Below are 13,279 nucleotides of genomic sequence, written 5' to 3' on the forward strand. Positions count from 1 at the left end.
CGCTTGCTCAGCATGGTTGGGCGGGCGCCCTCCTGTCAACGACGGACCAGTAGGCTCCGAGGAGTGCCACAGATTCCAGAGAAGATCCACGAGCTCACGGTCGGCCAGCTCTCGGCGCGCAGCGGAGCCGCCGTGTCCGCCCTGCACTTCTACGAGTCCAAGGGCCTCATCAGCAGCCGCCGCACCAGTGGGAACCAGCGCCGCTACAGCCGGGACGCACTGCGCCGGGTCGCCTTCGTACGCGCCGCCCAGCGCGTCGGCATCCCGCTCGCCACGATCAGGGACGCCCTCGCCGAGCTGCCGGAGGAGCGGACGCCCGACCGTGACGACTGGGCCCGGCTCTCCCGGGCCTGGCGCGGCGAACTCGACGAACGCATCAAGCAGCTCGGCCGGCTCCGCGACCATCTGACCGACTGCATCGGCTGCGGCTGCCTCTCCCTGGAGAACTGCGTGCTGTCCAACCCGGACGACGTGTTCGGCGAGCAGCTGACCGGTTCACGGCTGCTGCCGGAGCGCCGCCGCGCGGGCGACGGGACCTGACCGGGGACGCCGAACGGGCCCGGTCCCCCCGGAACCGGGCCCGTTCGGCGCCGGGCGCGTGTGTGCGCCCGGGGCAGTGGTCACTCGAACTCCGTGCCGCCCTTGCGGGTCAGGTACGCCGGGCTGACCGCCTTCGCGATCGCCCGCCCGCCGGTGACCGGGCTGTACCGCTCCACCACGGGCCGGACGACCACGCCTTCCCTCAGGTGCAGCCGTCTGCCCGACACCGTCTCGCGGCCGTTCGCCAGCTCCAGCACCGTGTCCACGTCGTACGGGCCCTTGAACAGCCGGGGCACCACCGGCAGTTCACCGCCGAGGACGGACGCCGGGTCCAGCCAGCGGACCTCGCCGTCGATCTCCGCGGAGATGTCGAACACGGCGTAGCCCGGCCCGCCCTCGGCCCTGGCGTCCTTGCCGTAGCCGAGGTCCTGGACCCCGGCGCCGTACACCTCGGCGAACAGCCCCACCCGGCTCGCGCCGAGCCGGGCGGCGAGGCGCGCCGCGATCTTGGGCACCCCGTGCCCGAGGACCGCGCGCCAGTACAGGTTGGCCCGGTCCTCCTTGAGCGCGAGGCCCTTGGCGCCGAAGCCCTTCGACGAGACCAGCACCCGGCCGCCGTCCTCCGTGGCGAAGGTCGTCAGGCAGGCGGTGCCGTGCAGCTTCTCGGTGATCACGACGGGCTCGCCCGGCTCGAAGATGCCCGGATAGCGCTGCAGATTCTCGATGTCCACCCAGGGCAGCAGGCCCGGCGCCGCCTCGATCTCGCCACTCATCCTGGAGGGGATCGGCGGCGCCCACTTGGTGATCGAGAGCCGCTCCGCGAAGTCCGTGCCGTCCGCGGCCGCCCGCACCAGATCGACGTCCGCGAGTGCCCGGGGCCGGCACACGATCCCCTGCGACAGCTCGCCCCGCAGCCGTACCGCCTTGACCCGGTTGGCCTCGCCGCCCGCCAGACGGCCCGTCAGGCCCAGTTCGTCGACGAGTGCCGCCGGAAGCACCGCCTGCTCGGGGATGTAGAGCGCGGCGTCACCGGTGCGGTAGACGCCTTTCGCGACGACGGCCCGGTACAGACCCACCTGGGCCAGCTCCAGGGCGTCCGCGTTCGGGTGCTCGTGAACGGTCAGCAGTTCGGCGGTGACGCGCAGCGTCGACATCTCATGACTCCTCGATGGTGGTCGGCACCGTCCCACTGTGCTGCCGCCCAATCCGGTGGCCCACCGGTTTTCCACCCTGGTAGCGTCGCGATCTTCGGCGGGCGGGAGCCGCGGCCGGAGTACCCGAACAGGACGTGGCGCACATGGCCTCACCGGCACTCGACGCGGCGGTGGACCGCATACGGACGGTCTTCGCAGGCGTGACCAGCCCTGTGGAGACGGGCTGCGGGATGTGTCATCTGCCGGAGGAGACGGCGCTGCTGCGCACGCCGGACGTGGAACTGCCCGACGACGTGCTGCGGATGTTCGCCCACGAGGTGCCGAACCACTTCGACGACCATCCGGCGGTGATGCGCCGGATCCTGCCCCAGCTGGCGGCGCAGCTGGCGACGGGCCGGTTCCCCCGGCTCGATGCCTATGAGCTGACCGGCCTCGCCCGTTCCCGCTGGCAGACCTGGCCGGCCGAACAGGCGGTGGCCGTGAGGACGTTCCTCGAGACATGGTGGACGGACACGGTCACCTCCGACGCGCCGCGGTACCCGGTGCACGAGGTGTTCGAGTCATGCGTGACCGCGGGCTCCACCGTGACCCCGTATCTCGCCGTCTGGGCCGGGCAGCCGCTCGGCGGACCGGCGGACCGGCACCTGGCCGACTGCCTCGAGCGGTGGATCGACGATCTGCTCGGCGACCTCACGTCGCCGCTCTTCAGCTGGTGGTCCGACCCCTGCCACGACGAACCCCTCGCGGAGCTCCAGGCATGGGTCGTCGAGCACGCGCCCCCACGACTGCACGCCCGCGGCGCAGACCCGCTGCTCCGGTTCAAAACCGGGCTGCTGGCCCTGCCGTACGAGCAGCGCTGGACCGAGGAGGTCTGGGCCGCGGCGCCGGACTCCTGAGGCCCGGGCGGGTTCCGGCCCCCGTACCGGAACCCCCGCGTCTCACGCGACGGAGGCGAGCTCGCGCCGGCCCGCCCGCTTCGCCGCACGGACGGCTTCCGCCGTCAGCACGGGCTGGGGGACGACGATGCCGCAGCCGGTGCAGACCGGACCGGACCACGGTTCGTGCTCCAGATCCTGCCGCCACACGATGTGCGTGTCCGAGCAGACCGGGCAGGCCGTGCCCGGCTCCGCCTCCAGGGCGCCGATCAGGCGGCGCAGCACCTCGGCGAGCGGCGCCGACGGGTGCTCCTTCGGGTTGTCGCAACGGGCAACACCGTGGCCGCCCCAGGTCCTGCGGTGCCAGTCGTCGATGTGTCCGGGCCGCCGCAGCCCGTCGTGCTTCTCCCGTTTGCGGCGGTCCGCGAAGTTGTCCTCGTAGGCGAGCCAGACGGCCCGCGCCTCTTCCAGTTCCTCGAGCGCGGCCACCAGCCGCGCCGGATCCGGGGCCCTGTCCTCCGGGCCGATACGGTGCCTGCCGCACAAGTGGTCCCATGTGGCGCGGTGCCCGTACGGGGCAAAACGTTCCAGGCATTTGCGCAGCGAGTAGCGCCGCAGCGCCAGGTCGCACCGTGGGTCACGCACCTGTCTCGCGAGACTCCGGAAACCGGCCATCGCAAGTCCACCTCCGTCGCTGGTACATCGGCGTTGAAGAATGGACGTAGGAGTGCCCGTTTCGGCTCCATCGAAAAGAGAAACGTGCCGGTTCGGCCGGATCACGTCCCTGGCGCGGTCCCCCCGACCCGTCCCGCCGTCAGCACCACCCGTGCCAGTTCCTCGTGACAGATGTCGCCGTGCGCGCCCGTCGGCGGCCGGCCGTGGCGCACGACGGCGGAGGCGTCGACGCTGACGCAGCCCGCGGCCGGCAGTCCGCTGCGCAGCGCCTCGTCCAGCGTCAGCCGTGGAGTGTCCGCCACACCCTGGATGCCGTCGTGTCCCATGGCCCACCACCGCGGGTCGGTCCCCGCCACGGCCCGAGTGTCACCGGCCAGGCTCGACGCCAGGGGGTAGAACACCCCGAGCGCGGTGTCGTGCCGCGAATGGCACGCCACCACCGGTCCGTCGACCAGCTGCTGGAAGCCGCCCAGGATCCCGTGGCCGGACGGCGCGTGCGGGAGGCCGGTGGCGAACGCGTAGTGCGAGAAAGCCCCTTGGAGCAGCGTCACAGACTTCACGTTGCACGCCCCCTCCGGCAGTCCGCGCAGCGCGAAGGCGACCAGCCTCGCGCCGTGACCGTGCCCGACGAGATGCACCCTCGTCCGGGGCGCCGAGCGGGACAGCCGCCCGAGCAGCGGGCCGAGACCCAGCTCGCCGACCGTGCCGGCCCGCCGTTTCATCGCGTAGTACGTCGTCTGCCGCAGCAGCTCCTTGGCGCCCCGCCAGGCCGGACCGGCCGCACCGTCCGGCGCGTGGAAACCGAGGGCCGCCGCGAGACGCCGGCAGAGCGTGAGGGTGTCCTCGTACAGGACGGCCGGCGGACTCTGCTCGTCGCGCGGGACGTCCTCGGCGAAGCCCGCCTCCAGACCGCCCGGCGGGACCGCCGCCAACTGCCGCGCCAGCATGCCGAACTCGGCGAAGGCCTCCCGGGAGTCCGGCTGTTCACGAAGGAGCCGCGCCAGTCGCCCGACGGTCGCCGTGTGCCCCGGGAACAGACCGGTGAGCAGCTCGCCCGTCGCCCCGTCGAGACCGGGGCCCTGCGCCGGCGCGTCGTCCGCCTGCTCCAGGCCCGGGAACGGCTCGTCCGGGAACCGCATGGAGGGCCACAGCACTCCGGCGTATCCGACCTGGGTGCCCGGCCTTCCGCCCGCCAGTTTGGGGAAGGGCGCGAAGAACGCCGAGTGCAGCCGGCGAGCCAGGGCGGGGGAGTTGTTCCAGCCATGTGCGAAGACGACGAGATCGGTGACGTCCAGCCCGGCGAGCGTGTCGTACGGCCCGCCGCCCGGGTCGCCGTCCGCGTCGAAGCAGATCTCCCGGTACGGCTGCACACTCATGCCCGCCATGGCCCGCCCCTCCCCTTGCGCTCCCCTGCTGGCCCAGCATCCTGCGCAAGAGGAGAAACGGCCATACCCCGCGAGAAGTCAGAGACGGTCGGCCGCGCTGACGCGGTGCAGATGGATCAGGACGTCGTACGAGGAGAGCAGTCGCAGCGGTTCGGGTCCGGCCGGCCAGGCGTTGCCGATGTCCCTCGTCGGCCGGGTGCCTCCCAGCCACGCGCGGGCGGCCGGGGGAGCGGTACGCAGGTCCAGGTAGTAGTCGTTCGGCGCGACCCGCTCCAGCGTGTGCTCGTTGCTGCCCCGCGCGGGCCGCCCCACGGAGAAGGTGCGCAGGGCTTCCGCGGGATCCGTGAGGTCCAGGGCGTTGAACGAGCCGCGGCCGAAGGTGAATCCGACGCTGACGTAGTCGTCGCCCACCATCTCCCGCAGGAACGTGCCCTGGACCTTCGGGTACTGCTCGGGGTTGTTGGTCTCCAGGCGGACGTGGCCGTTGTGGGCGGAGAGCAGCATGCGGTGCCCGGTCCGCCGCTGCCACCAGACCGTGTTCTCCGCCATGACCTGGTCCCGGTAGCGCATCGCGGCCCCCACTTGAGCGGGGTCGAACAGGTCGTAGGAGAACTCGGTCCCGGTCTGGGCGACGGCCCTGGCGTGCTGGACGATCCACGCGTGCCTGACCGGGTCGGGTCCCGGCCGCTGCCGCTCCAGCAGGGCGAGGGCCCGCTGCACGTCCTGCGCCATGGCACGGCGCTCGGCGAGCGGCCGGCGCAGATTGCCCTTGATGGTCTCCTCGACGCCGCCCGTGGGCCGCGACGCCGCGTAGAGCCGCCGGAACTCGGGCAGCAGCCGCGGGTAGTGCTCGGCGACGTAACCGGTCACCTCGTCGAACAGCCGCGGACCCGCGTAGGCGAGGTCGTTGCCCATGAACTGCACCGGCCGGTGCGGATGACGGAGGTTGTGCTGCCGCATCCAGCGGATCAGATCCAGGTATTCGCGGGTGTGCCAGATCAGATACGACTCCTGGAACTCCTCGCGCATGATCGTGCGCGGGTCGCCCTTGCCGTACAGGACATGGTCGTTGAGCCGGAGTCCGGCGCTCCAGTTCGCCTCCAGGGCGTAGGTGGTGAAGCCCTTGTGCTCGACGAGGTACCGGAACAGCCGGTGTTTGGTGGTGAAGAACTCGGAGGAGCCGTGGGTCGCCTCGCCGACGCCGACGATCGTCGCGGATCCGACCATTCCTTCCAGCGGACGCAGGTCCCGCAGCGGCTCCGCGGCCCCCGCGAGCGCGCGCACGAGGGAGTCGTGGTGGGGCTCCGCGCGTACCGGCCCCGCCACGACGAACGACAGCAGGGCCGGCAGCAGGAACAGCAGCCAGGGCCGTAAGAAGTGACGCTGTGAATGATCCATGGACCCAGCCTCGCGGCGCGGCGGACGCCCGGCGATGGGGCGGGTCCCCTTACCGCGGTAGGGATTTCCCCACGGGGCCCTGCCGCCCGCATCCCCGCCGGCTTTCCCCACCGGGCGTGCCGCCCGCGATCCCGCCGGCTTCCCCCACCGGCCCCTTCGCCGCGGGCGCGGTGTGCGAGGGGGCGCGGGGGAGCCGGTCGAGCGGCGGACGCTCAGTAGCGCAGGTACCGCTTCCGTACGGCCCTGAAGGCGGCCAGATCGTCGTCCCAGGCGCCGACGACCTCGTCCGTGTCCGCGCCCGCGTCGATCAGGGTGCGCACGCGGGTCGAACCGGTCAGCTTGTCGATCCAGTTGTCGGAGCGCCAGGCGAAGCCGCTCCAGCTCCGCTTCGCCGTCACCAGCAGGCCGATGCCCGCGCGGACCGGGTCGAAGGACCTGCGGTCGTGGACGTGGAGCTGCACCCCTCCGACGGTCTTGCCCTGCCACTTGGAGAAGGTGGGGGCGAAATAGGCCTCACGGAAGTGGACGCCGGGCAGACCGAGGCCGTTGGCCGCCTCCGCCCAGGCCGGGCCGATGCCCTCCGCGCCCAGCAGTTCGAAGGGGCGGGTGGTGCCGCGGCCCTCCGACAGGTTCGTGCCCTCGAACAGACAGGTGCCGGAGTAGACCAGCGCGGTGTCCGGGGTCGGCATGTTGGGGCTGGGCGGGACCCACGGCAGGCCCGTGTCGTCGAAGAAGTCGCCCCGCCGCCATCCCGACATCCGCACGATGTCGAGCTCGACCGGCCGGGACAGGAACTCGCCGTTGAACAGCAGCGCCAGTTCGGCGACGGTCATGCCGTGCGCCTGGGAGATCGGCTCCCGGCCCACGAACGTCGCGAACGCCTTGTCGAGCACCGGCCCGAGCGCCGCCCTGCCGGTGACCGGGTTCGGCCGGTCGAGGACGACGAAGCGCTTGCCGGCCAGGGCCGCCGCCTGCATGCAGTCGAACATCGTCCAGATGTACGTGTAGAAGCGGGCGCCGGCGTCCTGGATGTCGAAGACGACGGAGTCCACACCGGAGGCGGTGAAGATGTCGGCGAGCGGCTGGCCGCTCTTGAGGTACGTGTCGTAGACGGGGAGCCCCGTCGCCGGGTCGTCGTAGCGGCCCTCCGAGCCGCCGGCCTGCGCGGTGCCGCGGAAGCCGTGCTCGGGGCCGAAGACCGCGACGAGGTCCACCCGGTCGTCGGCGTGCATCACGTCCACGATGTGGCGTACGTCGCGGGCGATGCCCGTGGGGTTGGTGACCATGCCGACGCGCTGCCCGGACAGTGCCGCGTACCCGTCGGCCGCCAGGCGTTCGAAACCGGTGCGGACCCGGCCGCGTCCCTGCGCCGCGGCGGGCGTGGGGGCCGTGGCGAGTGCACCCACCGCGCCGCCGCCCGCGACCAGCAAACCCCGTCTGGACAGGCTCATCGAGCTACCTCCGTGATCGCCGTGTGTCATGACCACTGCACGCTAGCGCTCATGTCGGCCCCGGGGAACGACCCCGGCAAGTGGTTGTGCCCCCCTTCCGAAGTGACATACCGACTGGTTAGTCTGCGCGGACGGGACCTGTGTACGAAAGGCGGAGCTGATGAGTACGGTGCAGGGCGCTGGGGTCGTGGTCACGGGCGCGGGCGGAGGCATCGGAGCCGCACTGGCCCGCCGCTTCGCCGCGGAAGGCGCCAAAGTCGTCGTCAACGACATCGACCAGGGCAAGGCCAAGACCGTCGCCGACGAGATCGGCGCCGTCGCCGTCGCGGGCGACGCCTCACAGATCGTCGAGGAGGCCCGTGACGCCCTCGGCGGCGTCGTGGACGTCTACTGCGCCAACGCCGGGCTCGGCTCCGGCGGCGACGCCTTCGCCGACGAGGACGTGTGGGCCGCGGCCTGGGACGTCAACGTGATGGCCCACGTACGGGCGAGCAGGATCCTGCTCCCCGACTGGCTCGAGCGCGGCGCCGGACGCTTCGTGTCCACCGTCTCCGCCGCCGGACTCCTCACCATGATCGGCGCGGCGCCCTACAGCGTCACCAAGCACGGCGCCCTCGCCTACGCCGAGTGGCTCTCCCTCACCTATCGGCACCGCGGCATCAAGGTCCACGCCATCTGCCCCCAGGGCGTACGCACCGACATGCTGACCGCCAGCGGCAGCGCCGGCGAACTCGTCCTCACCCCCACCGCGATCGAGCCCGAGGACGTCGCCGACTCCCTCTTCGCCGCCATGGCGGAGGACCGCTTCCTGGTGCTGCCGCACGCCGAGGTCGCCGACTACTACGCGGCCCGCGCGACACGGACCGACCGCTGGCTGACCGGCATGAATCACCTGCAGCAGAAGTGGGAGGAGGCCGGCCGATGACCTCCATATACGCCGCCAAGCCCTGGCTCTCCCAGCTCAGCGACGCCCAACGGGCGCCGATCGACCCGCCCCCGACCGTGCTGCATGCCTTCCGCGCCGCCGTCGGCAGAGCACCCGGGCACCCCGCGCTCGCCTACTTCGACGGGCGCCTGACCTACCGCGAGACCGACGAGCTTTCCGACTCCGTCGCCGGGCACCTCGCCGCCCGCGGGATCTCCCGCGGCGACCGGGTCGCGATCATGCTCCAGAACACCCCGCACTTCGTGATCGCCCTCCTCGGCGCGTGGAAGGCCGGAGCCACCGTCGTCCCCCTCAACCCGATGTACAAGTCGGGCGAGGTCGCGCACGTCCTCGCCGACGCCGAAGTCGGTGCGCTGATCTGCTCCGACCGCGCCTGGGAGGGATACCTGCGCGACTGTGCCGCCGCGTCGCCGGTACGGGTGGCCCTCACCGCCTGCGAGCTCGACCTGCAGACGCGGGACGACGAACGGGTCCTCGGCTTCGGGCGCACCGCGCCCGCCGACGACGCCGACGACCTCCTCGCCGTCGCCCGGCAGGGGCTTCCGGCGCCGGCGGAGCGCGAACTCGCGGCCACCGACGTCGCGCTGATCAGCTACACGTCCGGCACCAGCGGCACCCCCAAGGGCGCCATGAACCTGCACGGCGGCATCACCTACAACGCGGAACGCCAGCGCACCGGCCACCCCGTGCCCGAAGGCGCCTGCTACTTCGTGCTCGCTCCGCTGTTCCACATCACCGGCATGGTCTGCCAGCTCGCCGTCTGCGTCGCGAACGCGGGCACCCTGGCGCTCGCCTACCGCTTCGAAGCCGGTGTCGTCCTCGACGCGTTCCTCGAGCACCGCCCCGCGTACACGGTCGGCCCCTCGACCGCCTTCATGGCCCTCGGCGCCCACCCCTCCGCCACTCCGGAGCACTTCGCGTCCTTCCGGGTGATCTCCTCCGGCGGGGCGCCCGTGCCGCCCGCGCTCGTGGAGAAGTTCAGGGCGGGCTTCGGCCCTTACATCCGCAACGGGTACGGGCTCACCGAGTGCACCGCGCCCTGTGCCGCCGTGCCCCCGGAGAAGGAGGCCCCCGTCGACCCGGCCTCCGGCACCCTCTCCGTCGGACTCCCCGGTCCCGACACGGTCGTACGGATCATCGACGACAACGGCCGGGACGTGCCCTTCGGTGAGCAGGGCGAGATCGCGGTGTCCGGCCCGCAGGTGGTGCCCGGCTACTGGCGGCTCCCCGAGGCCACCGCGGAAGCCTTCCCGGACGGCGAACTGCGCACCGGCGACATCGGCTTCATGGACGCGGACGGCTGGCTCTACGTCGTCGACCGCAAGAAGGACATGATCAACGCGTCCGGCTTCAAGGTCTGGCCGCGCGAGGTCGAGGACGTCCTCTACACCCACCCCGCCGTCCGCGAGGCGGCCGTCGTGGGCATACCCGACGCCTACCGCGGGGAGAGCGTGAAGGCCTTCGTCAGCCTGCGGCCCGGGGCCGTGGCGGAACCGGAAGAGATCTCCGCGTACTGCGCCGAGCGGCTGGCCGCCTACAAGTACCCCCGCGAAGTCGAGGTCCTGCCGGAGCTCCCCAAGACGACAAGTGGGAAGATCCTCAGGCGGGAGCTGCGTTCCCCCGCGTAGCAGCCGGCCGGGCCCGGCACGGCGCAGCACCACGGAACAGCACATAGAAGACAGCAAGGAAGGCGGGTGGCGGCAATGGCCAGGACGACGGACGGGGACGGCACCCCCGTCCCGCAGAGGCTGCTGGCCGCCGCCACCCGCCTCTTCGCCGAACGCGGCTACGACCGCACATCGGTGCAGGAGATCGTGGAAGCGGCCGGCGTCACCAAGGGTGCGCTGTACCACTACTTCGGTTCCAAGGAGGACCTCCTCCACGAGGTCTACGCCCGCGTGCTCCGTGTCCAGCAGCAACGGCTCGACGCCTACGCGGACGCCGACGAGCCCGTGGAGAGAAGGCTGCGCGGGGCGGCGGCGGACGTCGTCGTCACCACGATCGAGAACCTCGACGACGCGGACATCTTCTTCCGGTCCATGCACCACCTGAGCCCGGAGAAGCACAAGCAGGTGCGCGCGGAACGCCGCCGCTACCACGAGCGCTTCCGCGCGCTGGTGGAGGAGGGGCAGCAGGCCGGAGTCTTCTCCTCGGCCACCCCGGCGGACCTGGTGGTCGACTACCACTTCGGCTCGATCCACCACCTGTCGACCTGGTACCGCCCGGACGGCCCCCTGACGAAGCAGCAGGTTGCGGACCACCTGGCGGACCTGCTGCTGAGGGCGCTCCGCCCGTAAGCGCTGCGCGGGCCTCGTTCCGTCCTCGTCCTCCACGGCCCTGCGGCCGTGGAGGACGACCCGTCTCCCGTGACCGGGGCAGGCCGCGGAGCTCGTACGGCCTTCGGCCCCGCCCTGGACCGCCTGGCGGGCCGGTGCCCCGCCCGGGCGACTCGGGCCCCGCCGGCGATCGAGGCGCGGGGGTGCGGGGCAGAGCCCCGGAAACCACCGTGCACCGGGGCCGCGCCCGGCAAGGGGCGAGGCGGCCCCGCTGAGCGGGACCGCCCCCTGCGCGGCTCAGACGTACTTCTTCAGCTCCCGCCGCGCCAGCGACCGCTGATGCACCTCGTCCGGCCCGTCCGCGAGCTTCAGCGTCCGCGCCGACGCCCACAGTTCCGCCAGCGGGAAGTCCTGGCTGACGCCGCCCGCGCCGTGCGCCTGGACGGCCTTGTCGAGGATGTCGACGACCGCCCGCGGCGTGGCGATCTTGATCGCCTGGATCTCGGTGTGGGCCCCGCGGTTGCCGACCGTGTCCATCAGCCACGCCGTCTTCAGCACCAGCAGCCGCAGCTGTTCCACGGTGACCCGCGCGTCCGCGATCCAGTTCTGGACGACGCCCTGCTGGGCGATCGGCTTGCCGAAGGCGGTACGGGATACGGCCCGCCGGCACATCAGCTCGATGGCGCGCTCCGCCATGCCGATCAGCCGCATGCAGTGGTGGATCCGGCCCGGTCCAAGCCGCGCCTGGGCGATCGCGAAGCCGCCGCCCTCCTCGCCGATCAGGTTCGTCGCGGGGACCCGCACACCGTCGAAGACGACCTCGGCGTGGCCGCCGTGGGAGTGGTCCTCGTAGCCGTACACCTGCATCGCGCGTCGCACCTGCACGCCGGGGGCGTCGCGCGGTACGAGGATCATCGACTGCTGGCGGCGGATGTCCTCGCCGTCCGGGTCGGTCTTGCCCATGACGATGAAGATCTTGCAGTCCGGGTTCATGGCGCCGGAGATGTACCACTTGCGACCGTTGATGACGTACTCGTCGCCGTCCCGGTCGATGCGGGTGCGGATGTTCGTCGCGTCGGAGGAGGCGACCTCGGGCTCGGTCATCGCGAACGCCGAGCGGATCTCGCCCGCGAGCAGCGGCTCGAGCCACTGCTTCTTCTGCTCGTCCGAGCCGAACTGGGTGAGCACCTCCATGTTGCCGGTGTCCGGGGCGGCGCAGTTCAGCGCCGTCGGTGCGAGGTGCGGGCTGCGGCCGGTGATCTCGGCGAGCGGCGCGTACTGGAGGTTGGTCAGCCCGGCGCCGTACTCGGAGTCGGGGAGGAAGAGGTTCCACAGGCCCTGCTTGCGGGCCTCGGCCTTGAGCTCGTCCACGATCGCGGGCGTGTCCCAGGGGGAGGCGAGCTCGGCGCGCTGCTCCTCCGCGATCTTCTCGGCCGGGTAGACGTGCTCGTCCATGAAGGCGAGCAGTTTGCCGCGGAGCTCTTCGGTGCGCGCGTCGAATGCGAAGTCCATGAGGTACTCAGCCTTCCTGAAGGGTGGTGAGGCCGTGCTCGATGAAGAGGGGGACCAGATCGCCGATCCGGTCGAATCCGGCGCCGACGGTCTGGCCGAGCGTGTAGCGGTAGTGGATGCCCTCGAGGATCACGGCGAGCTTGAACCAGGCGAACGCCTCGTACCAGGAGATCGCCGAGGTGTCCCGGCCGGAGCGCTCCGCGTACCGCTCGATCAGCTCGGCGGGGGACGGGTGGCCGGCGGCGCCCGCGGTGGTGCTGACGGGGGAGTCGGGCAGCTCCAGCCGCTTGCTGTACATGACCAGCAGGCCGAGGTCGGTCAGCGGGTCGCCGAGGGTGGACATCTCCCAGTCCAGGACGGCCTTGATCCGGTCGTCGTCGCCGATCAGGACGTTGTCGAGGCGGTAGTCGCCGTGGACCACGGTGGCGGCGGGGGAGCCGGGCAGCTCGCGCCCGAGCGCGGCGTGCAGTTCGTCGATGCCGGCCAGGTCGCGGCCGCGGGAGGCCGCGAGCTGCTTGCCCCAGCGCCGCAGCTGCCGGTCGAGGAAACCTTCCGGCCGGCCGAAGTCGCCGAGTCCGACCGCCTCCGGGTCGACGGCGTGCAGGTCGACGAGGGTGTCGACGAGGGAGAGCACGGCGTTCCTGGTGCGCTCCGCACCGAGCGGGGCCAGCTGCTCCGCGGTGCGGTAGGGCGTGCCGTCCACGAACTCCATGACGTAGAACGGCGATCCGATGACCGATTCGTCCTCGCACAGCAGCACGGGCTGCGGCACCGGGACGACGGTCGGCGCGAGGGCGCTGATGACCCGGTGCTCGCGCTTCATGTCGTGCGCCGTCGCCAGCACATGGCCGAGCGGCGGCCGGCGCACGACCCACCGGGTGGTGCCGTCGGTGACGGCGTACGTGAGGTTGGAGCGGCCGCCCTGGATCAGCCGGGCGCTGAGCGGTCCGCCCACCAGTCCGGGCCGCTCACGGTCGAGATAACCGCGCAGCGGCTCGGGATCGAGGCCTGGGGGGACTGAGCTCATGGTGCGCACCTCCGGGGGGCGGTCCTGGGGAACGCGCTCA

General features: G+C 72.0%; 12 protein-coding genes. 5 read left to right on the forward strand and 7 right to left on the reverse strand.

Translation table 11 applies throughout. The features are described 5' to 3' along the window. Window positions 1-63 precede the first annotated feature (63 nt). Window positions 64-540 (forward strand): redox-sensitive transcriptional activator SoxR, encoded by a 477-nt coding sequence (soxR, locus tag SPRI_RS29035; RefSeq protein WP_037775119.1) that lies wholly within the window; start codon window positions 64-66, stop codon window positions 538-540. An 80-nt stretch (window positions 541-620) separates the two neighbouring features. Here the strand turns inward: soxR and SPRI_RS29040 are convergent, their stop codons facing one another. Beyond that, a complete protein-coding gene (locus tag SPRI_RS29040) occupies window positions 621-1,694 on the reverse strand; it encodes an RNA ligase (ATP) (RefSeq protein ID WP_005319412.1) in 1,074 nt (357 codons plus the stop codon). 143 nt (window positions 1,695-1,837) lie between these two features. On the opposite strand from SPRI_RS29040, the gene SPRI_RS29045 reads away from it, so the two are divergent. Next, window positions 1,838-2,590, forward strand: a complete 753-nt coding sequence (locus tag SPRI_RS29045; RefSeq protein ID WP_005319413.1) for a hypothetical protein — start codon at window positions 1,838-1,840, stop codon at window positions 2,588-2,590. A 42-nt stretch (window positions 2,591-2,632) separates the two neighbouring features. Here SPRI_RS29045 and SPRI_RS29050 read toward each other — a convergent pair whose 3' ends face one another. The 4 genes from SPRI_RS29050 to SPRI_RS29065 all read right to left on the reverse strand — a co-directional run bounded on the left by SPRI_RS29050 (window position 2,633) and on the right by SPRI_RS29065 (window position 7,478). Next, window positions 2,633-3,244 (reverse strand): hypothetical protein, encoded by a 612-nt coding sequence (locus SPRI_RS29050; RefSeq protein WP_005319414.1) that lies wholly within the window; start codon window positions 3,242-3,244, stop codon window positions 2,633-2,635. Window positions 3,245-3,345: 101 nt separating this feature from the next. Beyond that, entirely contained in the window at window positions 3,346-4,629 is a 1,284-nt protein-coding gene (locus tag SPRI_RS29055) for a hypothetical protein (RefSeq protein WP_005319415.1), read from the reverse strand. Between the two features lie 78 nt (window positions 4,630-4,707). After that, window positions 4,708-6,027: an erythromycin esterase family protein gene (locus SPRI_RS29060; RefSeq protein WP_005319416.1), complete on the reverse strand. Its 1,320-nt coding sequence runs from the start codon at window positions 6,025-6,027 to the stop codon at window positions 4,708-4,710. 212 nt (window positions 6,028-6,239) lie between these two features. Then, the gene (locus SPRI_RS29065; RefSeq protein WP_005319417.1) at window positions 6,240-7,478 is read right to left on the reverse strand and encodes an exo-beta-N-acetylmuramidase NamZ family protein; all 1,239 of its coding nucleotides are present in this window, start codon (window positions 7,476-7,478) and stop codon (window positions 6,240-6,242) included. A gap of 160 nt (window positions 7,479-7,638) precedes the next feature. On the opposite strand from SPRI_RS29065, the gene SPRI_RS29070 reads away from it, so the two are divergent. The 3 genes from SPRI_RS29070 to SPRI_RS29080 all read left to right on the forward strand — a co-directional run bounded on the left by SPRI_RS29070 (window position 7,639) and on the right by SPRI_RS29080 (window position 10,721). After that, window positions 7,639-8,403 (forward strand): SDR family oxidoreductase, encoded by a 765-nt coding sequence (locus SPRI_RS29070; RefSeq protein ID WP_037775122.1) that lies wholly within the window; start codon window positions 7,639-7,641, stop codon window positions 8,401-8,403. Further along, window positions 8,400-10,052: a class I adenylate-forming enzyme family protein gene (locus SPRI_RS29075; protein WP_037775124.1), complete on the forward strand. Its 1,653-nt coding sequence runs from the start codon at window positions 8,400-8,402 to the stop codon at window positions 10,050-10,052. The genes SPRI_RS29070 and SPRI_RS29075 overlap by 4 nt, the downstream gene beginning before the upstream one ends. Window positions 10,053-10,127: 75 nt before the next feature. Then, window positions 10,128-10,721, forward strand: coding sequence for a TetR/AcrR family transcriptional regulator (locus SPRI_RS29080; protein WP_037775126.1), 594 nt, complete (start codon window positions 10,128-10,130; stop codon window positions 10,719-10,721). Window positions 10,722-10,997: 276 nt separating this feature from the next. On the opposite strand, the gene SPRI_RS29085 is transcribed toward SPRI_RS29080, so the two are convergent. Together SPRI_RS29085 and SPRI_RS29090 are read right to left on the reverse strand one after the other, a co-directional pair. Then, the gene (locus tag SPRI_RS29085; protein ID WP_005319423.1) at window positions 10,998-12,212 is read right to left on the reverse strand and encodes an acyl-CoA dehydrogenase family protein; all 1,215 of its coding nucleotides are present in this window, start codon (window positions 12,210-12,212) and stop codon (window positions 10,998-11,000) included. Between the two features lie 7 nt (window positions 12,213-12,219). Then, window positions 12,220-13,239, reverse strand: coding sequence for a phosphotransferase family protein (locus SPRI_RS29090; RefSeq protein ID WP_037775128.1), 1,020 nt, complete (start codon window positions 13,237-13,239; stop codon window positions 12,220-12,222). Window positions 13,240-13,279: the final 40 nt, after the last annotated feature.

Source organism: Streptomyces pristinaespiralis, from assembly GCF_001278075.1.
In the GTDB taxonomy this organism is placed as follows: Bacteria; Actinomycetota; Actinomycetes; order Streptomycetales; family Streptomycetaceae; genus Streptomyces; species Streptomyces pristinaespiralis.